We start from the raw sequence: 22,959 nt of genomic DNA on the forward strand, positions 1-22,959 counted from the left end.
ACTAAAGGAAATATATCAAAGACATTCTCCGCTCAAGAAGGCTTCGGCTATTTTCTCATACCCTTTCTCATTGGGATGAAGCCCGTCGCTGAACATCGATTCGTCAATTTTTCCGTCTGCTTTGACAAGGTGAGGGGTGAGGTCCACAAATGCGGCGTCGGTCTTTTTCAGCTCTTTTTGTAATTCGACGTTTAAGTCTTTGATTCGCTGCTCCTGCCCTTTTCTCGGCAAGATTCCTATTACGTGCAGTTTGGCGGAAGGTTGCCTTTCACGCACGGCTTTCGCGACAAACAAGATTCCCTCCACGATTTCACTATCTGTATTGAACTGCAAATTATTGGTTCCAATCAGCATGAAAATATCTGTTGCCTTGTAGCCATCCAGCTCTCCATGATAGATACGCCAAAGTACGTTTTCTATCTTGTCCCAGCCGAATCCCATATTGCGGACTTCTGTCCCTGCGAACAGACGGTCCCATGCCTGCCTGCCCCGTTGCTTGTCGGCGAGCGGTTCGCCCGCCCAATAATGGATAATCGAGTTTCCGATAAGCACTGTCTCGGGCGACACGGTACGGTTCAGTTTCAAGACCTCTTCGTGCCTTGCCAGCCAGTCGTAAGGGTCTCTTTTTTGTTTACGGGGAACGCAAGTCGTCGCTTCTCCTTTTTCCTCTTTCAATATCTCACGGATTTTCCTTGCGTAGCTGTCGGCGCATTGTTGCATACCCAGGTCGCTGGGATGCACTCCTTCTACCATAGCGTCCATGGACAGCCCTATCTCTTCCTTGGTCAGGTAGTGGATGTCGTGTACTTGCTGTTGCATCAAGGTGTTATACGCCTCTCGCAACCTGCGGTTGGCTGCCTTGTAGGAAGAAGCCGCACGGGCGGAAGTGTATTCATTGGTATATCCGCTGTGCTCTACCAGCAAGATGGGGGCGGCATTGCGGGCGCGGAGTATCTTCACTCCGGCCAGTATGCGTTCCGCGATGACGGCGGTATCAGCAGGGGCAATCATGTTGGGCATGCAGTCAATGATGTAGAGTCGCGCGTCTGTCTCGGCCAGCAGTTCAAAGAGCTCTTTCTCCAGCTTGCCGCTTCCTGAGAAGCCTAAGTTGATGACCGGATGCTGCAAGTCTCTGCCTATGATATTTGCCCAAGCCATGCCGGGGCGTGAGGCGCAGGCGCCTTGGGCGATGGAAGTGCCATAGACCACCAGCGGCTTTTCCGCGGAGACGGGAATGAAGTCGATGGACGCGTCCTCCTTGATTCCGATTTCAAGGAAAGAGACCGAATTATAAAGAGGCAGGAACAGGGTATATTCATACCCCTTGTCCGTTCCGTCTTCATAAGTAATCCCTCCGTAGGTATAAACAAGGGTATCGCCCAAAGAATATTTGGCGGCGCACCAACGGCTCCGGCCATTTCGGTCTGTGGCGTACAGGTCAACGCCCGAAACGCCGGTAGCGGGCATGTGCGCCATGCTGCGGTTTCCGTTGACCACATACCTCACTTTGATTTCCGGTGAGTCGGAGTAAAAAGCGATGGAAAGTCCCGCGCTTTGCCGGGACAGCTCCCAGACGGCTTTAGTCACTTTCTCCTTCGCCTTCTGCGGAAGGCGTACATAGGTTCCTTGCAGTTCCTGGTTCCATGCCCTGCCGCGGACTACCTGAAAGGGCTGTTCCAGCGGATTTACCCACTTCATCTGCGCCTCCATGCACAGAGTGCCTAAAAGGAGGAGCAGGAATGATAAGATTGTTTTCTTTTTCATCGACTTGTCTTTTTATTTCAGAAGTTTCTTTTGAGGCGAATATATCAGTCCTTCTACCGCATTCTCCCCGTCGGGAGTGACGAATACCGCCGTAAACATCCATTTCACCAACCGCACCTCGGGAGTGGAAAACTTGCCGACAGGCAGTTTCAGCAACACCTTGTTCCAGCCTTTGTTCAGATGGACCTTCAGGGGCGGACGTGCCACGCAATTCTCATTGCCCAAGGCGGTTTCGTTGGATTTCACCCGATGCGTTGCGCTCCATACCGGGGGCATCACTTCCGTACCGTTCAGCCAGATGCGGCTGCCTTTGTAGTCCCATGTCCCTTGTAGAGGGGGCAAATCCATTTCGGAACGCCCGTAGTTCTGGAATTCAGCCCATAGCCCTACTTCCTGCTCTTTAGGAGAGTAAACCCACGTATAGGCGTATGCGGTATGGTTTTCCTGCGGTTCCTTGTAGAAGGTAGGTACCATCTTCCCCCATACATGGCGCAGATAGATGCCGGCGCCGATGGCCTCACGGGTCTGGTACGTTTTGCCTTCGTACTGATAGCTCTCTTTCAGTTCCTTTTCCGGCGGAAATGCTTTCGCCAGGTCGCCTTCGTTGGGGAACGCGTCTGTGATGTTCCACTTCACGTTGGTCTGCTTCACGTAGGCGAACGGGTATCCCTTGAAGGTATGCGCCTTGTGCCAGAGCATGCGTTTTTCAAAGTCGGCGAAAGCCTTGAACTCTTCCGTGTCCTCGCCCGGAAGGATGGTGCCGTTCTTGTCGAAATACTCCGTTCCTCCGCCTATCCACGCGCGTTCCGCCATGGCAAGCATATTGGGATAGAAGTTGTTCTCCAATATGATGTTGCGCTCCGGTTCCACCAGGCGGTCGTTCCAGATGGCGAGGATGGCTCCTGCCATGTCGTCGCTGCCTTGCTCCACATTATAAATCTTGCTGTTGTACAGGGCTATGATGTCGCCGAACGTATCGAAGTGGTTCAGGTAATGGAAGCGGGAGTCGATGGCGGGAATGCCCGGCTGCGCCTTTCCCCGGTAACTCCACAGATGGGTCATGTCTATCTCGCCCGGCTTGTAGTGCCATCCCGGGTTCCAGGAGATTACCTTCTTGCCTTTGGAGCGGACAAATGCCACCATCTCGGGCACGAAGTCCTTGTTGGTAAACTTCACCTCATCGGTGCCTATGTGCAGGTAGGGCACATCGAACGTTTCGCAAACCTCTTCGACCAGCAGCTTCAATATCTTCATGCCTTCGGGGCTTTGCATATCGTGCCGGAAAGTGCGTATGAAGGCGGCGCTATGTCCCGGCATGTCAATTTCCGGAATCAGCGTCATCCCGTGTTTTTTGCAGAAATCCACCAGTTCGCGGGCTTCTTCCAGGGTGTAGTATTTGCCCGGCATGCGTGTGGTGTTTACGCTGTCGTTCAGCATCGGAAAGATTTTGCTTTCCAGCCGCCACGACTGGTTTTCCGTCAGATGGAAGTGGAAGACATTGATTTTGAATCGGGAAAGCACCTCAATCTCCCGCTTCAGCTCCTCCACCGAGATGTAGCTGCGTCCCACGTCCTGCAGGAAACCGCGCACGCGGAAGGCGGGCCAGTCGGTGATGGAGCAACCTTCGAAATGAAGTTTCCTTGCTCCGCCGCGTTGCAATTGCGCCAGTGTCTGCATGGCCCAATACACCCCTTGTTCGGTGGTCGCTTCCACGGTGATTTTCTTCGGCGCTACGGTCAACCGGTAAGCCTCCGCTTGATTCTGTGCGGCCTCTTCAATGGAAGGGACCAGCTTTACTTCTATAAGCGCGTTCGCACGCTCATTGATTTTGCCACCCCGCTCCGTCACGAAGTCCTCCCATTCGCCTTGCAGTACGGGAGTCGAAATCTTTACCGTTTCCGAATGGAAACCTTTCGCGGAGCGCGTAAACTTTTGCGGCCGGGGCAACAGGTGGCAGTCCTCTGCCTGTACGGCCGGCGAAACAGCCAGACAACATAGCAGGCTGAACAAGAAATGCAGTACATGTTTCATAATCTGAGATAAAGGATAATATATGATTTTGATTTCAAAAATAATCAAAATGTATGGATTGCACAAAGAAATGGAGCACTTTTTCGTATTGTTGTCAGAATACATTTCGTTCATTTTTTTGTGTATTTTGCGGTATGTTTCATTCATTGAATGTGAGCAAGCGGTTGAATGATGGATAGACTTGCTATAAATGAATTGGTTAAGTGGAAATTTGATGATTATCCCCGACACGATTCTTTGTCTTTTTCATTATTATGTGTATTTTTGCCGGTGATAAAATTTTCGATTATGTGTAAAAAAAGCATTGCGGAATTCTCGATTATGTGTAAATGTATGTAGTTATGAAACGGAAGATATATCAGGATTTGCTTGAATGGAAGCGAAATAGGAGGGGGGAAGTCGCCTTGCTCATTGAAGGGGCGCGCCGTATTGGCAAGAGTTATATTGTGGAGGAATTTGCCCGCCGGGAATATGATTCCTATTTGCTGGTAGATTTCAGCAAGGTGAACCCTCGGGTCATGGAATTCTTCGACCTCTATCTGGACGATTTCGATATGCTTTTCATGAGTCTGGAGGTGTATTTCAAATGCAAACTGACGCCTCGCAAGGAAGCGGACGGGGAAGCTCAGTCGCTCATTATTTTCGATGAAGTGCAGTTCTGTCCTCGGGCACGTGCCGCCATCAAGCACTTGGTGGCTGACCGACGTTACGACTATATCGAAACGGGGTCGCTTATCTCCATTAAGAAGAATGTAAAGGACATCATGATACCCTCCGAAGAGCACGCCATCGAAATGCACCCGATGGATTTTGAAGAATTTCTTTGGGCGATGGGCGATGAAGTGCTGATGCCTTTCATCCGGCACCATTGGGAAAAGCGTATGCCGATGGGGGCTTTCCATCGCAAGGCGTTGGATTGTTTCCGGCAGTACCTTATCGTAGGAGGGATGCCTCAGGCGGTAGAAAAGTATGTAGAAACGCATGACTTTAAGAAGGTGGACGAGATAAAGCGCGACATTTTGGCTTTGTATCGGAATGACATCAAGAAATATGCCGAAGGGCAGGAGATGAAAGTGACTGCCATCTTCGATGAAATTCCCGGACAGTTGCAGAAGCACGAGAAAAAGTTCCGCTTGTCGGCTTTACAGAACCAGGCGCGTATGCGCGATTATGCCGATGCTTTCTTTTGGCTGAGTGATGCCAAGATTATCAATTGCTGCTATAACGCCACAGAACCCAATATCGGATTGAGGCTGAACGAGGAGCGCACTACCTTGAAGTGCTACATGGGCGATACGGGACTGCTTATTAGTCTTGCTTTTGACGAACGCGGTATTGTGGGCGAAGAACTCTATAAGAAACTCATGTTCGGCAAGTTGGAGGTAAACGAGGGGATGCTGGTGGAAAACATTGTGGCTCAGATGTTGCGTGCATCAGGGCATAAGTTGTATTTCTATAGCAAGAATTCAAACGTTTCGTCCGAAGACCGTATGGAGATAGATTTCCTGATCGCTAAGGCGAAAACTACCAGTCGGCATAACATTTCACCCATTGAGGTGAAGTCGGGCAAGGTCTATACGTTCACTTCGCTGAAGAAATACAGGGCTAAATATGCCGGTCTGCTTTCCACCGCATACGTGCTTCACGATAAGGATGTAAAAGAGGAGGACGGCATCTTGTATCTTCCGTTGTACATGACGCCATTGTTGTGACGGTTCTCTCCCGGCTTTCAGTTATTGGTGATAAATCCATTTTTTTAAGCAATGACTTAATAATAAAAAAAGAGGGTGTGTCATTTGCAATACACCCTCTTTCTATATCCGGTTACAACCGATAATTACCAATCAACGCATTTGTCCGGGTCGGCATATCCTTTGTTTTGCTTCAGGGACGGGTCGTTGTCCAACATGGTTTTGTCCAGAGGCCACAATACCTTGTAAGCATTGTCATCATTCAGCACGGGATAAACCAATCCGTCATTGGTCGGCAAGGCAGCCCTTTGGCAGAAGACGAAGTGCTTGCCGCCTTTGGTCTCTTGCATACGGCGCAAATCCCACCAGCGCTGTCCTTCTTGAATGAACTCTTTATCCTTTTCGGCAAGGATGGCATATTCGTTTTCGGTAAAGTTGCTTGCGGTATAGCCGTAAGTAGCTTTGTCCCAATCTTCGCCGTAGGCACGTTCGCGTACCAGGTTGATGTATTTCTCCACATCGTCATTGTTGCCTTCAAAGTTGGCAACTTCCGCCAGTGAAAGGTAAACCCACGGCAAGCGGTAGAGCACATAGTCGCCGCAATACACGCGATTGCCCACGGAGTTGATGTAACCGATGTTCTTTTGGGTATGAATACCATAGAGATGCCAGCCTTCCTTGTTTTCGGGGTCTTCGTAGCGATATTGAGCCAAGAACGTGGCGCGTTTGCGCATGTCGTTATCATCAAATTGATTCCACAATGCCAAGCAGTGTGCCATCGACATGTTTCCTCCGGTCTTCAATCCTAACGGGTCATCCCATTTAGTTCCGTCTTCCAGATAGCCGCTTTGACGTGCGGAACCTGTACCGGTATTATACAACCACTGTATGTTATTATTGCCTGCCTCACCTTCGGCATAGCGGATTGCCATGATGATTTCATCGTTTGCCTTATGGTTCTTAGCCTCAAATACATCGGCAAAGTTCGGCAACATTTGCAGGTTGTAGCTGCTTTCCACCTTTTTCAGATATGCTTTGGCTTTTTCCATGTCGGCGGGAGTGGCTTGCTGGTCACCTACGGTCACTTTGGCGTTCCACATATACACTTCGGCTGCCAGACATTCGGAAGCCGCCTTGTTCCAATACACCTTATTGCCTCTTCCCAATACATTGAAACCGGATTGGTCGCCGAATAACTCAATGGACTTTTCCACATCAGCCTTGATTTGAGCCATCACCGCGCTTGGCTTGGCACGTTCCATATAGAGCTTGGTCGGATCCAATTCTCCGTCGATTACCTCAACGCCCAAACGCAAGGGAACACCGCCCCAAGCACGGTAAAGGTCGAAGTAATAGAAGGCGCGCAAACCATAGGCGATAGCCATGCAGTAATCCTTCTTGGCTTGCGGCATGTCGATGTTGGGTGTACGTGCCAGCAAGAGGTTACAGTTGGTGATACGTCCAAAGATGTTGGCAAAGTTGGTGAATCCCGGAACGTTTTCGGCAAGGTTCTGCAAGCGGAACTCTCCGTAACTGGTGGTCATGCCGTCATAGGCCACACCGTCCACATACATGCCGCTGCGGATTTCGCCCATCAGAATGGTGTGGTTGTAGGCATGGTCGCGCAAATGCTTGTGCAAGCCGTCCACATAGCTCAACACATGGGATTCGTTTTTCCAATAAGACGTACTTCCGTAATAATCCTGCGGTTCCAAATCCAGCGAGCAGGAGGCTGTGAAGGCACCTGCAACGAACAGGGTTGCACCCAGTGCCATGATTGTTTTTATATTTTTCATAATGATTGAAGTCGTTTAGAATGTTACGTTAATACCAAAAAGCACTGTACGTGGCATCGGGTAGCCGGTACCGGAAGCCAAACCGTTTCCGTTCGGGTTGGGAACACGGGACACCTCAGGCTGTGCCACGGGGGCAGCTGTCAAATAGCCCAAGTTTTGGGCAGTGATAGAAAGCTCTACCTTTTGCAAATAGGCTTTGCTTATCCACGTTTTCGGCAAGCTGTAAGACAATGCCAATTCGCGGAAAGCGAGGTATGCGCCATTATATACGTTCAAGTCGGATACACGTCCCCAGTTTGCCGGGCCAAGGAAGTCGGCATATTGGTAGCGCGGATATTTGGCATTGCGATTTTCTTCTGTCCAGCTATCGAATACCTGAGTCGGCATACTGTAAGTACCCTGTCCGGCAGACATGTACCAGGCCGTTGCCCAGTCGTAGTTCTTGAATCCGAACGCAAAGTCCATGGCGGCATAGAAAGTCAAGCCTTTCCAACGCATGGTGCTGGTCAGACCGCCGGTCCAACGCGGAGTAGTGTTTCCAAACACTTCTTTGTCGTATTGGTCTATCATGCCATCCCCGTTAATGTCTTTCCACTTTAAGTCACCCGGACGAATCAACACACCCTTGGAACGTTCTTCTTCGGTCAAGGTCGCCCACTTGGCAGGCGTATATTGAATCTTATTCTGGAGGTTTCCGGCTATTACCATTCCCGAAGGATAAGCGGCGTTGATTTCCTCATCGCTCTGGAAGATACCTTGGTTGACGAATCCTATCATCACGCCCGGTTCCATGCCTTCTTGATAACCGCCTACCCATTTCTTCTCGTATGAGCCGTCCGGATTCTGCTTTCCGGTATAGATTTCATAACCGCCTTGACGGTTCCGGTCAAGGCCATTGTGGGGAAGCTTCACAATCTTGTTCTTGTTGAACGTGATGTTGCCTCTCAAATCCCAAGTGAAGTCTTTCAGCTTGAGGGCTGTGCCCGAAAGCTCGATTTCGATACCTTGGTTTCTGAACTCACCGTTGTTGTTTGTAATGGAGGAGAAACCGGTAGAGGGCGGCAACTTGAAGTCGGCATATTTGTCAGAGGTCAAGCGGTTGTAGTAGGTCAGGTTGGCGTTGAGCCGGTTCTCAAAGAAACTGAGGTCGGCACCTACTTCAAACGTTCTGGTCTTTTCCCAACGCAGCGTGGGGTTGGGCAGTGTTCCAATCAAGAAACCTGTATTTCCGTTGTAAACCACTTTGTCGTTATTCTTGAAAGCGGGGACATAGCTTCCCTGCAACGTATATGGGCCGATGCCGCTGGCGTTACCATTGATACCATAAGACGCACGCAGCTTACCGAACGACATGAACGGCAGAGCGTTCTGGATGAACTCCTCTTTTCCGAATACCCAACCGGCGGATATACCGGGGAAGAATCCCCAACGGTTGTCCAGCAAGGAAGAGTAACCGTCGTAGCGGAATACGGCACTTACCAGGTATTTGCTTTGGTAGTCGTAGTTCACGCGGCCCAAATAAGAGAGGATGCGCGATTCTTCGTGCCAACTGTCGATGCTGCGTTTGCCTTCACCCGGGTCGGTCAGTTCCAAGTCGCCGAAGTCATCGGTAGGAGCGCCGCTACCACTGGCTTTCACACCCTTCTTTTGCAGGCAGTAGTACTCCATACCCAACATGGCCGCCAGCGAGTGGTCTCTCTTGATGGTTGTGTTATAGTTCAAGATGGCGTTGTAGGTTTGCGAGAAGCTGCGCTCAAACTGGAACGAGGTGCCACGTCCGCGGTTGAACTGCGTGCCTGCCTGGTTAATCTGGTAGTCTTTCGTGAACGCTTCCTGTACCATTTCGGAATAGTACCAGTTGGCGGAGGCGCTCAACGTCAAATTCTTCATGAAGTCGATATCCAGCTTCTGCACCATGGTGAACTTGTCGCTCTGGTTGTCTTCCGTCCATTTTTCGTTCTGGAAAGTCTGGTTACCGTCACCCACGTTGGGACCCAGCAACGGATTGCCGTCCTCGTCCATGTAGCGGGCGGTTGCCGGAACAGACATGATGCGGCCGAAGTAGTTGGCTTCATTTCCCTGAGAACCGGGCATGCTGTCCCAGTTGGCACGGTTGAATGAGAAGTTGGAGGTGGACTTCAGCCATTTGGTCAGTTTGTATGAGCCGTTGAACACGAAACTGTATCTTTCGTAGAACGAAGTTGCGGGGAGACCTTCCGACTTGTTGTAGCCCAAGCCGGCATAATAAGTGCCTTTGTCATTACCGCCGGTGAAATTGACGTTGTAATCCTGGGTAAAGGCAGGGCTGTTCAGGTTGAAGTCTTCCACGTTGGTGTTCTTGTAAATCAAGTATTCGCCCGGATTGACAGGGTCTTCCATCTTGGCCCATCCTTTTTGCAGCAGGTAGTCGTATTCCGGTTTGTAGCCCATGACATTCCACTGCATACCCGGGTCGTTGATGTCGTTTCCTGTACCCAACGGAGTCTTTCCGGTCAGGTTTCCTTTCGGCGCCCACGGGGTGTCTCTATAGGCGGTACGCATCCAATAGAGGTAATCGTGCGCATCGACAAATTCGTGCGGCAGATTTACGTAGTTGAGACCGAAACGAGCCTTCAGATTGACCTCCATGCGTCCTTCCTTACCGCTTTTGGTCGTTACCAACACTACACCGTTGCTGGCACGCGCACCGTAGATGGCGGTTGCGCCGGCATCCTTCAACACTTCCATGGATTCGATGTCTTCGGGGTTGATGTCGCTCAATCCGGTGGTTCGGATTTGTCCGTCCACCATTACAAGCGGCTCGTTGTTTTCCCCATTGAAGTTTGTACCACCACGCAACACCATCGAAGGCTTTGCGCCCGGGTTACCGGATGACTGGATGACGCGCAAACCGGAAACGGCACCGGACAAAGCTTGTGCCGGGTTGGAGTGTACACCCACCGACAGGGCTTCGTTGCTCACTTTGGAGATAGAGTTCGTCACCTTGGTACGCAACTGCTTGCCTCCATAACCCGTTACCACGACTTCCTGCAACATTTCCGAGTCTTCCTTCATCGTGATGTTGAGCGGTTGTCCTTTCCAGGCCATTTCTACCGTCTTGTAACCCACAAATGAAATTTGGATGATGGCGCCCTCTTTCACGCCGGACAGAGAGAAGTTACCGTCGATGTCGGTAATCACGCCATTCGTAGTTCCTTTCACTACTACAGACGCACCGATGACAGGTCCAAACTCATCGTTCACCACACCCTTACAAACGCCACTCTGTTGTGTGGCATGTACCCCGTTCGCGTCGGGGATTGCAGCGAATGTCATTCCTGCCGGAGCTCCTAACAAGAACAACATCATGCTGACAGTTCTGAATCGTTTAAACATAATAATAATGAAATTTAAGGTTTATAATAAAATACCTATTTTCTCCATTTCCATCTCAGATATTAATTTTATTCATCTAATAAAGTCCCTTTATACTTAAATGTTAAGTTTAACCAAGGCCTTACGTTGGGGTGAACTTTAATATCCGCGGCAAAAATAGTAATATTTTTATTAATGTCGAAATGTTAATAAAAAAATTTTTAAAATATCTTGTTTCTTTTGTTGTCTGAGGTGAAAAGCATGATGATATATGTTAAAAAACATACTATTAGACGTTTTTTTGAAAGAACAAAATTCATGCAGGCTTTTAAAGGTGAGTAGTCGGTTATTCGCTTATCGTTTCGTTTCTCATCTGGCTCCGTTTGCCAAATCGCTAAATCGCCAATAGGCGAAGGTGTGGTGGCGGAGTTCCTTCCGCATTTTCCCCTTTCTCAAATATGTAAGAACTTTTCTATGCTTGCTCCGCAATCGGCATTTCCCGGTGGAGGAAATGCGTTTCTTCTGTTTGGGGCTTTTTATCCCTTTTTCTACCCGTTTCCTCCCAGTCTGACTCTTGTCAGAACCGTGTCTTCTTCGTATGTTCTTCGTATGTTCTTCGTATCTATAGGATAGGGAGAATATACGAAGAACATACGAAGAAAGGACGATGCGGACACGGTTCGGGCAAGAAGAGATTCTGATTGCTGATTTCAGATTGTAAATTGGTGGCTTTAGATTTGAATGTAATTAATTTTGATTACAAAAGGCTTGAACTTGGTGAAAAACTATTCTCCCGTCCGGAAGGTGGAAGCCGGAAGTCCCGCTCCGTTCACCAGGTTGGCGCGTGTAAACGGTTGCCATCCGTAGCGCACGTAGCGCGGGTTCCGGATGTTCTTGCTATAGACCTTCAGGCGGTTCCCTTCCACTTCCGCCGCGGCAGGCTCGAACAGGCCGTCGATTTCCGCGATTTCAAATGTGCGGATGGGCTGTCCGTCGGAGCTGCGCAAGCCTTCTCCATAATCGAAAGTCAGATAGGCGGCGCCGTCGCGGAACTCAACGTCGCGGAACAGGGGTCCCGAAGGCGTCACCTGCTTGTGGGCGTAGGTGCCGTTCAGCGCCCAGCGTCCCAGGCGTTCGCCGATGGGTTTCTTGTTGCGGGGATGTACGTCCAGCGAATCGCCGTGGTCGCTGGAAACCGCCATTCCGGTGTGCGGGATGTCGTAGAGCATCTTTCGCTGGCTGTCGCGGAACCAAGGCCATGAAGGGCGGTCTATGCTGGAAAGCTGCACGTAGTAGAAAGGCATTTGCTCGTCGCTCCAGTTTTTGCGCCAGCTCTCCACGAGCAGGTGGAACAGCTTTTCGTGCGCCGTGAAGTTGTGCGCGTTCGATTCGCCCTGATACCAGATGACTCCTTTGATGGGGAAACTCTCCAAGGGACGGATGCCCGCCTCGTAGAGGTAGCAGGGCTCGTAGGGATGGCGTTGCTCTTTATAGTTGGACTTCTTGATGTTGAGCGCGGCGCGGCCGCGTACCCAGTCTTGGATGAAGTCGTTGCGGGTCCATTGCCGCAGGATGGCGGGGAATTGGTATTCCAGGGTGGCGCGGTCTATCCAGGCTTCGGCGGGCGAACCTCCCACGGCGTTGCAAATCAGTCCGACGGGCACTTGCAGGCTGTCGCGCAGCATCTTCCCGAAGTAGTAGGCGATGGCGGAGAAGTTGCGGGCGGTTTCGGGAACGGTGGTCTCCCAGCGGGCTTCTTTGTAGTATTGGAGGTGGTTCAACGAGTCGAGCACGGATTCCGGCCACTCTACGGCGTAGGTCAGCCATCTGCCTTTCATGTCGAACAGGCGCAGTTGGTCGTCGTTTGCTGCCGGAACCTCTTGTTCGGCGGTAGTGGCGGCTTTCAGCATGAACTCCATGTTGGACTGGCCGGAGCAGAGCCATACTTCGCCTGCCAATACCTCTTTATAAGATAAGGTCGTCTTTCCGTCGGTGACGGTCAGGGTATAGGGGCCTCCGGCGGGCAGAGGGTCCAGTGTCACTTGCCAGATGCCGTCGTCGCCCGCTCGCGCGCTCTTTTTCTGTCCGGCTATCTTCACCTTGATTCGGGCGTTGGCGTCGGCTGTGCCTTTGATTGGCAAGGGGCGGTCGCGCTGAAGCACCATCCGGTCTGTATAGGTCATGGGCATCCGCAGGCCTCCGTAGTCGCCGGTAATGGCGGAATAGACGGTCTTCGCCAGCAGGGCGGCGCCTTCCGGGTCGGGATGGATGGCGTCGTGCAGCAGGTACGGGTAGGGATATAGCGGTTTCTCGAAATCCGTCAGTTGCACGTTGGCCACGCGCGCCACGGTTTCGATGGCTTGCTGGATTTCTCCCCGCCAGTCGCGTGTGCCCGATTCGAAGCGCGGGTGACGGTCGGCGAGGGGGGTCAGTTTGGCGATGATAATCCGGCAATCCGGCTTTGCCGTGCGGAAACTGTCAATCAGCGCCAGGTAGTCGCGGATGAATTCGTCCCGGTAGTTGGGCCAGTCGCGCGGGTCGGTGTCATTGATTCCCAAATGAATCACCACGATGTCGCCGGCGAAGTCGATGGCTTGGCGGTACTCCTCTTGTTGCATATAAGGACGGTGTCCTCTGTTCAGCAAGGTCGCCCCGGATTTGCCGAAGTTGCCTACTTGATAGGTTTCACCCAACAGTTGTTGCAGTTGTGAAGGGTAGGCTTGTGTCTCGCGCTCGGGCAATAGATAGCCGTAAGTGATGCTGTTGCCCACGCATGCCACTTTCGTGCGCTTTTGAGCGGAGGCGCACAAGGCGAGCAGCATGATGAATGAGTAAAGGATAATTTTTTTCATGGTATCTTTGATTAAAATTTTGATTTGATAGCGCAAAATTAGTAAAAACGAACAGATGCAGCGAATGCATTTTAATTATTCTGCGATAAAAACTAAAAAAATATAGTAATAGGTTGTGTGCTTTTCCACAGATAAGTAGTATATTTGCGCAAAATCCTTTATCTAAAAAGATGAAAAATAAATTTTTATATGTCTTAGTCGCTTGCTTTAGCCTGCTGTATGCCCGGGCTGAGGATACTTCTGAAATTTTAACGCTGAATCAGGGGTGGAAATTCGCGCGGTCGGGTACGGACGAATGGATGCCTGCCACTGTCCCCGGAACCGTACATCAAGACCTGCTGGACAGGCACTTGCTGCCCAATCCTTTTTGGGGAATGAATGAGGAGAAAATCCAATGGGTAGAGAATGAGGACTGGGAATATAAAACCACTTTCACCCTGACCGAAGGACAACTTTCCCGGGAGGCGGCCCTGATGACTTTTGAGGGGCTTGACACCTACGCGGACGTCTATCTCAACGGAGCGTTGCTGCTGAAGGCGGACAATATGTTTGTAGGCTATTCCGTTCCGGTGAAGGAGGTGCTCCGTCCGGGCGAGAACAGGTTGCACATCTTTTTCCGTTCGCCCATCAAGGAGGCGTTGCCGCAGTGGGCTTCCAACGGTTTCGACTATCCGGCGGACAACGACCATGCGGACAAACGGTTGAGCGTGTTTACCCGCAAGGCGCCTTACAGCTATGGCTGGGACTGGGGCATCCGTATGGTGACCAGCGGCATTTGGCGCCCCGTCACGCTGCGCTTTTACGATGTGGCGACCATTGACGATTACCATGTGAAGCAACTCTCCCTGACCGACCGGCTGGCTGAACTCTCCAACGAATTGGAGATAAACAGCGTGTCGCCCGAAAAGGAGGAAGCCGAAATCATCGTTTCCTGCTCGTTGAAGGGGGGAGAACCTCTCACCGTCAGGCGGCAGGTGACGCTGAATCCCGGCGTCAACCGTGTGAGGGTGCCTGTAGAAATCAAGGACCCGGTGCGCTGGATGCCGAACGGCTGGGGAGAGGCTGTGCTGTATGACTTTACGGCGCAAGTGGTCTGCCGCGGAAAGGCGGTCGCTTCCGAAAGCCACCGCATCGGTCTGCGCACCGTCCGGTTGGTGAATGAAAAGGACGAGCACGGTGAATCTTACTTTTTCGAGGTGAACGGCATTCCGATGTTCGCCAAAGGAGCGAACTTCATCCCCAATGACGCCCTGCTTCCGGCGATGACCGATGAGCGTTACGCTACTCTGTTCCGCGACATCAAGGAGGCCAATATGAACGTCATTCGCGTATGGGGGGCGGCACGTATGAGGACGACCGCTTCTATGACCTTGCCGATGAGAACGGCATCCTGATATGGCAGGATTTTATGTTCGGATGTACCATCTATCCGGCCGACCCGACGTTCCTGAAACGTGTCTCCGAGGAGGCGGACTATAACATCAGGCGTTTGCGCAACCATGCTTGCCTGGCCATGTGGTGCGGCAACAACGAGGTGCTGGAGGGGCTGAAGTATTGGGGTTGGCAGTCGCGCTATACTCCTGAGGTGTATGAAGAGTTTTACCGTAACTACGACAAACTTTTCCGTGAATTGCTTCCCGCCAAGGTGAAGCAGTGGGACGAGGGGCGTTTTTATGTCCATTCCTCCCCCTATTTCGCCAACTGGGGACGTCCCGACTCCTGGAAAATCGGTGACAGCCATAACTGGGGCATTTGGTACGGAAAGAAAACGTTCGAGTCGTCCGACACGGAAATCGGACGTTTCCAAAGCGAATTCGGTTTTGAATCTTTCCCTGAAATGAAGACCATCGCCGCTTTCGCCTCTCCCGAAGACTATGAGATAGAATCCGAAGTGATGAAGGCGCACCAGAAGAGCTCGCAGGGCAACGACTTAATCCGTACTTATATGGAACGCGACTTCATCGTTCCCGAGAAATTCGAGGATTTCGTCTATGTAGGCCTTGTGCTGCAAGGACAGGGAATCCGCCATTGCCTGGAGGCGCACCGCCGCCATCGTCCCTACTGCATGGGAACGCTCTATTGGCAACTGAACGACAGTTGGCCGGTAGTGTCGTGGTCGAGCATCGACTATTACGGGAACTGGAAAGCGTTGCACTATCAGGCGAGACGCGCGTTCGCGCCGCTGCTCATCAATCCGATTCAAGAAAACGGGAATCTGAATGTCTATCTGCTTTCCGATAAGCTGGAGGATTCTTCCGGACTGACGCTGGATATGCGCCTGATGGATTTCGAGGGCAGGAAGTTGCTCCGGAAGTCTGTGAAGGTGGAGGTTGCCGCCAATACTTCGGCCAAGGTCTTCAGCGTCGCCCTGGATGAATGGGTGAGTGAAGAGCGGCGTAAGGAGTGCTATGTGGCGTTCTCTCTGAAAGACCGTCAGGGTAAAGAAATAACAAAGGAGGTTCACTATTTCCTGCCGACCAAGGACCTGGATTTGCCTGAAACGAAGGTGAACCGCAAGGTGAAAGTGCGGGATGGCCGTTGCGAGGTGACGCTTTCCTCCTCCAAGCTGGCTAAAGACGTATTCGTGCAGATTCCTTACCAGGGCGCGCGCTTCACGGATAACTTCTTTGACCTCTTGCCGGGAGAAACACGCGAAATCGTGATTACTTCTCCTGAAATAAAGAAAGGGACAACTCCTGAAATAACAATCAAACATATACGGGAAACTTATTAATTTCATTAATTATACGAATATGAGAAAATTACTGAAGACAGTAGCGGTGGTTCTCACAACCGGATGGTTGTGTTCCTGCTCCGGTGAAAAAACGGAAGCGAATTACCAAGTGATTCCTGCTCCCCAGGAAATCGTAATGGCGGCCAATGGCGAATTTACGTTGGGCGGCGGTGTGAAAATTGTTTATCCGGAAGGTAATGACGCGATGCGGCGCAATGCGGAGTATTTGGCGGAGTATTTGCAGAAGGCTACTGGAAAAACGTATCAGGCTGTGGCCGGAACAGAAGGCAAAGGGAATATCCTTCTTCAGTTGGCTCCGGGCGCCGAAAAGCCGGAAGCCTATCAACTGAAAGTGAGCGGTGATGGCGTGGTCATTTCCGGCGCGAGCGAGGCGGGCGTGTTCTATGGAATCCAAACGCTGCGCAAGTCTATCCCCGTAGTGGAAAACAGCACGCCGGTATTGGCGGGTGTAGAGATAAAGGATGCTCCCCGTTTCGACTACCGTGGCGCGCATTTCGATGTAAGCCGTCACTTCTTTACGGTAGAAGAGGTGAAGAGCTTTATTGATATGATGGCTCTGCACAATATGAACCGCCTGCACTGGCACATCACCGATGACCAAGGCTGGCGTATCGAAATCAAGAAGTATCCGAAACTTACCGAAATCGGTTCTCAACGTAAGGAGACGGTGATTGGCCATAATACGGGAAAATATGACGGAAAGCCTTACGGCGGTTTCTATACGCAGGAACAGGCGAAGGAAATCGTGGCATACGCCGCCGAACGCTACATCACGGTTATTCCTGAAATCGACCTTCCCGGACACATGCAGGCTGCATTGGCGGCTTATCCGAATCTGGGATGTACGGGTGGCCCGTATGACGTATGGACTATCTGGGGCGTTTCCGACGATGTGCTTTGTGCCGGTAACGACGATGTGCTGACGTTTATCGATGACGTATTGGCTGAAATCATTGACATCTTCCCCTCCGAATATATCCACATTGGCGGCGATGAATGTCCGAAGGTGAAGTGGCAGACTTGTCCCAAATGCCAGGCGCGCGTCAAGGCGTTGGGCATTAAGTCCGATGAGAAGCATAGCAAGGAGGAGTATCTGCAAAGTTTCATCATCAACCACGGCGAGAAGTTCCTGAACGCGCACGGCCGTCAGATGATAGGTTGGGATGAAACGCTGGAAGGCGGTCTTGCCCCGAATGCCACGGTGATGTCTTGGCGCGGTGAAGGCGGTGGTATTGAGGCCGCCAAGCAGCACCACGATGTGATTATGACTCCGAACACTTATCTCTATTTTGATTACTATCAGACGAAGGATATAGAAAATGAACCGGAAGCCATCGGCGGTTATCTGCCGATAGAACGTGTTTACAGCTACGAGCCGATGCCTGCTTCACTCACTCCGGAGGAACAGAAATATATCATTGGCGTGCAGGCTAATCACTGGACGGAGTATATTCCTACGCTCGCGCAGTTGCAGTATATGTGCTTGCCGCGTTGGGCCGCCCTCTGTGAGGTTCAATGGAGCCAACCGGAAAAGAAGAATTATCAGGACTTCCTGACTCGTCTGCCGCGACTCATCAAGAACTACCAGACGGAAGGCTATAACTACGCCAAGCACGTGTTTGACGTGACGGTTGATTTCCAATCGAATGCGGAGACCGGTGCCGTGGATGTACGTATGAAGACGATTGACGACGCTCCTATCCACTACACATTGGATGGCACGGAACCTACCGCCGCCTCTCCCGTAGCGGAAGCTGTACTTTCCATTAAGGAGAACTGTACGCTGAAGGCGATGGCTATACGTCCGGAAGGTAACAGCCGCGTGTTTACGGAACAAATCAATTTCAGCAAATCCACGGGCAAACCTATTGTGGCCAATCAGCCGGTGAACAAACAATATGAGTTCAATGGCGTATCTACCTTGACTGATGGTTTGAGAGGTAACGGCAATTACAAGACCGGCCGTTGGATTGCGTTCTATCGGAACGACATGGATGTGACTATCGACTTGCAGCAGCCTACTGAGATTTCAAGCGTCTCTTTCTCTACTTGCGTGGAGAAGGGCGATTGGGTATTTGACGCGCGTGGCGTCACTATCGAAGTGTCTGAAGATGGAGAGAATTTTACCAAGGTTTTCTCGGAGGAGTATCCGGCGATGGCGGAAACCGACCGCAACGGACTGTATGAGCATAAGCAGACTTTCGACCCGGTTACCGCCCGCTATGTACGTGTGCTGGCTCTGTCCGAACATTCCATTCCTGCCTGGCACGGTGGTAAAGGCAATTTCGGTTTCTTGTTTGTCGATGAAATCGTAATCGAATAAAAACAACAGTCGCGAAAAAAATGAAATCAGCAAATAAATACTTGTGGGGAGTGGCCTTAGGGGCGCTCCTTGCAAGTTGCGGCACAGAAGCCGTAGAGAAAGATTATGCGGATTATGTCAATCCGTTTATTGGCACCGGAGGACATGGACACACGTTCCCCGGTGCTGTCGTTCCCAACGGAATGATACAACCGGGACCCGATACCCGCATTTACGGATGGGACGCTTGCTCCGGTTATTATGATACGGACACCGTTATCAACGGTTTCTCGCATCTTCATCTGAGCGGTACAGGTTGTGGAGATTATGGTGAAATCCTGCTGATGCCTACCGTAGGTGAACAGCGTACCAAGTCATCTGCCGAAGTGTCGGCTTCCGACGCTTCCTTCGCGGCGACAGGCGGCTCGCCAGCCCAGACTCTGCCATACGCTTCACGCTTTCAGCATCGGAACGAGGTGGCATCGCCCGGTTATTATTCCGTATTTCTTGACAGCTATGGGGTGAAAGCGGAACTGACCGCGACTTCACGTGTAGCGTTGCACCGCTATACCTTCCCGGAAAGCAGCGAGGCGGGGTTCATCCTTGATTTGGACTATGCTTTGCAAGGGCAGCACAACCGGGCGCTCAGTCTGGAAATGGTGAACGATTCGACCCTTCGCGGTTATAAAAATACCAACAGTTGGGCGTGGAGACACGACGTCTATTTCGAAGCGGTGTTCTCCAAACCTTTCACTTGTGATATCCTGACAGATTCTATCCGGCAGATTGAGGGAAAACGCCCGTTGCCGGTGAAGAAGGCGTTGCTGCATTTCGCGACAGCCAAGGATGAACAGGTGTTGGTCAAAGTGGCGCTCTCTTCCGTTGACGCGGAAGGGGCGAGGAAGAACCTGGCTGAAATCCCGGGATGGGACTTTGAACAAGTGAAGTCCGATGCGCGTCGTGACTGGAACGACTATCTGGGCAAGATAAACATTGAGGGGGGAGACGCTGAGCAGAACACTGTATTCTACACGGCGCTCTATCATACGGGCATCTCTCCGAGCCTGTTTACCGACATCGACGGCCGTTATCGCGGTTTGGACCGGGAAATCTATACCGCCGAAGCGGATAAGCCGATGTACACCATCTTCTCTTTGTGGGATACCTTCCGCGCCCTGCATCCGTTGCTGACCATTATCGAACCGGAAAAGAACGTCCGCTTCATCAATGCTTTGCTGAAACAGTATCAGGACGGAGGCATTCTGCCCATGTGGGAACTTGCCGGTAACTATACCGGTACGATGATTGGTTACCATGCCGTTCCTGTGATTGTGGATGCCTACATGAAGGGAGAACGCGGATTTGATGCCAAACTGGCTTTGGAAGCCTGTTTGCGTAGCGCGGAATATGATACGTTGGCGCCGATTGCCACTACTGATTATCTGAAGCACGCCGCCTTGATGCCCATCTCTAAATATTATAAGAATACATTGGGTTATGTGCCCTGTGACAAGGAACACGAGGCGGTGGCCAAGGGACTGGAATATGCCTACAACGACTGGTGCATCAGTCAATTGGCGGGAGCCTTGGGCGAGGATGAGGTGCAGCGGCGTTATGCCGAATTCGGACGTTCATACCGTCACTATTTTGACCCTTCCGTACGCTTCATGCGCGGAAAGGACGCGGAGGGCAAGTGGCGCACGCCGTTCAATCCCCGTTCGAGCAATCACCGTGAAGACGACTATTGCGAAGGCACCGCCTGGCAATGGACGTGGTTTGTTCCGCAAGATGTGGACGGGCTGGTTGAACTGATGGGAGGCCGTGAAGGTTTTATCGGTAAGCTGGACTCTCTGTTTACCGCCGATTCCGCTTTGGAAGGAGACCAGACTTCTGCCGACATCTCCGGGCTGATAGGGCAATATGCGCACGGTAATGAGCCAAGCCATCATATCCTGCACCTGTATAATAAGGTGGGACAGCCATGGAAGACTCAAGAACTGGTGGACAATGTGCTTCACAACCAATACTTCAACGACCCTAACGGACTTTCCGGTAATGAGGATTGCGGCCAGATGTCCGCGTGGTATGTGATGAACTCCATGGGATTCTATCAGCTTTGTCCCGGTAATCCGGAGTATTCCATCGGCCGCCCGTTGTTCGATGCCGTTACTGTTCGTCTTCCTCAAGGTAAGGAGTTCCGCATTGTGGCGAAGAACAATTCGGCGGCTAACAAATATATAGAGAGTGCTACGCTGAACGGAAACGTCTTGTCGAAACCTTACTTCACCCATCAACAGCTGATGGAAGGTGGAGTGCTGGAAGTGGTGATGACGGATAAGCCGACGAAGTGGGGCGCCGAATAAAATTCATAGTATAAATGATTTAAACACAGCCTGATATGTATCATGTAAAAACATTCTTGAGTGTCTTCCTGTTTGCGGCATCCTTTTCGTTTGGAAATGTGTCGGCGCAGCGGGTTATTCCCGTACCGCGGCACGTGGAGCAAACGAAAGGAGATGACTCGTTCCGTATTACGGAAGAGACGAAGATATATACCAATCTGAAAGGAGCGGAGAGAGAGGGGTTGCTTGCCTATCTCTCTTCCCAGCCTTCTTTCCTGAATAGGAAAATAGTCGCGAAGAACGTGGCCGGCTCTATTTCCCTTCAGAAGCTGCCGTCCGCCTCTTCTTCCTCCGAGGGATATACGCTGGTAGTGAATGCCGATGGCATAACCGTTTCATCGACTACGGACACCGGACTTTTCTATGGCTTGCAGACGCTGCTTCAGTTGGCGGAACCTGCCGGAGACAATCTTTGGCGAGTGGATGCCGTCCGTATAGAGGATGCGCCCCGCTTTGAGTACCGAGGCCTGATGATTGATGTTTCACGCCATTTCCGCACGAAAGAGTTTCTGATGAAACAGATAGATGCGTTGGCGCGTTACAAAATCAACCGCTTGCACCTGCATCTGACGGACGCTGCCGGATGGAGAATCGAAATTAAGAAATATCCCCGGCTTACGGAGTTTGCCGCATGGCGTCCTGAAGCCATTTGGAAAGAGTGGTGGAATGTTCCCGGAGGTCGTAAATATTGCGAGGAAACAGACCCTTCCGCATCCGGTGGTTACTACACGCAGGACGATATCCGTGAATTGGTGCGCTATGCCGCCGAGCGTCATATCACCATTGTTCCCGAAATCGAGATGCCCGCTCATTCGGAAGAGGCTTTGGCGGCTTATCCTGAACTTTCGTGCCAGGGAAAGCCCTATACGAGTGCCGATTTCTGTGTGGGCAATGAGAAAACATTCGCTTTCTTGGAAGACGTGCTGACCGAAGTGATGGAACTTTTCCCGTCCGAGTATATCCATGTGGGAGGCGATGAGGCCGGTAAACAGGCTTGGAAGAGTTGCCCCAAGTGCCAGCAGCGTATGAAGGATGAGGGGTTGAAAGACCTGAATGAACTGCAAAGCTATCTGATTCATCGGATGGAGGTATTCCTCAACAAGCACGGCCGCAAGCTGTTGGGATGGGATGAAATCATGGAAGGCGGTCTCGCTCCCAATGCTACCGTGATGTCATGGCGTGGGGAAGAAGGCGGGCTCAAGGCTGTGAAGTCGGGCCATCGTGCCGTGATGACGCCGGGCGCTTATTGCTATTTCGATAACTATCAGGACGCGCCCTATTCGCAACCGGAGGCAATCGGAGGTTATTTGCCTTTGTCCAAGGTTTATTCCTACAATCCTGTTCCCGATTCGTTTACGGCGGAAGATGCCAAACTGCTGTATGGGGTGCAGGCGAATCTGTGGGCGGAGTATATTCCTACGGATGAGCATTATGAGTATATGATTTATCCCCGTATTCTGGCGCTTGCGGAAGTGGCTTGGAGCCAGCCGGAGCGTAAGGCGTACAATCTGTTCCGTCAAAGCGCTTTGCGTGAAGTGGATTGGCTGCTTTCCAAGGGGTATCATCCTTTCCCGCTGAAGAAGGAGATAGGCGACCGTCCTGAGTCGCTTCAACCCATCAAGCATTTGGCTTTTGGAAAACCGGTGAAGTACAATGCTCCTTATAACGAGTACTACAAGGCGCAGGGCGACAAGGCGCTGACCGATGGGCTTCGCGGAGGATGGACCAATGCCGACGGCGTGTGGCAGGGCTTTATCTCGCGCGACCGTCTGGATGTGACCATTGATTTGGAGAAGGAAGAGGAGGTTCGCACAGTCAGCGCAGACTTTATGCAGGTCGTAGGACCGGAAATCTTCTTGCCTGCCGAAATCATCATTTCTGCTTCTTCGGATGGAGAGAACTTTACGGAATTGACACATCTGAACAACGTGGTATCTAAAGATTCCATTGTCTGCATCAAGAAATACGGTTGGAAAGGGGAGACCCGTGCCCGCTACATCCGTTACCAGGCG

General features: G+C 51.4%; 8 protein-coding genes and 2 pseudogenes. 5 read left to right on the forward strand and 5 right to left on the reverse strand.

What is annotated here, in order from left to right:
* Positions 1-15: 15 nt before the first annotated feature.
* Both BQ8005_RS00760 and BQ8005_RS00765 read right to left on the reverse strand, forming a co-directional pair.
* Positions 16-1,764, reverse strand: a complete 1,749-nt coding sequence (locus tag BQ8005_RS00760; RefSeq protein WP_075316745.1) for an SGNH/GDSL hydrolase family protein — start codon at positions 1,762-1,764, stop codon at positions 16-18.
* Positions 1,765-1,776: 12 nt separating this feature from the next.
* Positions 1,777-3,795 (reverse strand): family 20 glycosylhydrolase, encoded by a 2,019-nt coding sequence (locus BQ8005_RS00765; RefSeq protein WP_075318817.1) that lies wholly within the window; start codon positions 3,793-3,795, stop codon positions 1,777-1,779.
* A gap of 341 nt (positions 3,796-4,136) precedes the next feature.
* Between BQ8005_RS00765 and BQ8005_RS00770 the strand changes: the two genes are divergently transcribed.
* The gene (locus tag BQ8005_RS00770; RefSeq protein WP_083610591.1) at positions 4,137-5,507 is read left to right on the forward strand and encodes an ATP-binding protein; all 1,371 of its coding nucleotides are present in this window, start codon (positions 4,137-4,139) and stop codon (positions 5,505-5,507) included.
* Between the two features lie 125 nt (positions 5,508-5,632).
* Here BQ8005_RS00770 and BQ8005_RS00775 read toward each other — a convergent pair whose 3' ends face one another.
* The 3 genes from BQ8005_RS00775 to BQ8005_RS00785 all read right to left on the reverse strand — a co-directional run bounded on the left by BQ8005_RS00775 (position 5,633) and on the right by BQ8005_RS00785 (position 13,488).
* A complete protein-coding gene (locus tag BQ8005_RS00775; RefSeq protein ID WP_075316747.1) occupies positions 5,633-7,282 on the reverse strand; it encodes a RagB/SusD family nutrient uptake outer membrane protein in 1,650 nt (549 codons plus the stop codon).
* A 15-nt stretch (positions 7,283-7,297) separates the two neighbouring features.
* The gene (locus BQ8005_RS00780; RefSeq protein ID WP_394334108.1) at positions 7,298-10,597 is read right to left on the reverse strand and encodes a SusC/RagA family TonB-linked outer membrane protein; all 3,300 of its coding nucleotides are present in this window, start codon (positions 10,595-10,597) and stop codon (positions 7,298-7,300) included.
* 824 nt (positions 10,598-11,421) lie between these two features.
* Complete coding sequence (locus tag BQ8005_RS00785) at positions 11,422-13,488, reverse strand: GDSL-type esterase/lipase family protein (RefSeq protein WP_075316749.1); 2,067 nt, start codon at positions 13,486-13,488, stop codon at positions 11,422-11,424.
* 170 nt (positions 13,489-13,658) lie between these two features.
* Here BQ8005_RS00785 and BQ8005_RS00790 point away from each other — a divergent pair.
* The 4 genes and pseudogenes from BQ8005_RS00790 to BQ8005_RS17560 form a co-directional block, all read left to right on the forward strand.
* A pseudogene (locus BQ8005_RS00790) lies at positions 13,659-16,222 on the forward strand (beta-mannosidase).
* Positions 16,223-16,241: 19 nt separating this feature from the next.
* Complete coding sequence (locus BQ8005_RS00795) at positions 16,242-18,566, forward strand: glycoside hydrolase family 20 protein (RefSeq protein ID WP_075316750.1); 2,325 nt, start codon at positions 16,242-16,244, stop codon at positions 18,564-18,566.
* 20 nt (positions 18,567-18,586) lie between these two features.
* Complete coding sequence (locus BQ8005_RS00800; RefSeq protein ID WP_075316751.1) at positions 18,587-20,908, forward strand: GH92 family glycosyl hydrolase; 2,322 nt, start codon at positions 18,587-18,589, stop codon at positions 20,906-20,908.
* 35 nt (positions 20,909-20,943) lie between these two features.
* Positions 20,944-22,422: pseudogene (locus tag BQ8005_RS17560) on the forward strand (beta-N-acetylhexosaminidase); the annotation flags it as partial.
* Between the last annotated feature and the right edge of the window lie 537 nt (positions 22,423-22,959).

Origin of the sequence: Bacteroides togonis (assembly GCF_900130135.1) — a bacterium.
Classification (GTDB): domain Bacteria; phylum Bacteroidota; class Bacteroidia; order Bacteroidales; family Bacteroidaceae; genus Bacteroides; species Bacteroides pullorum.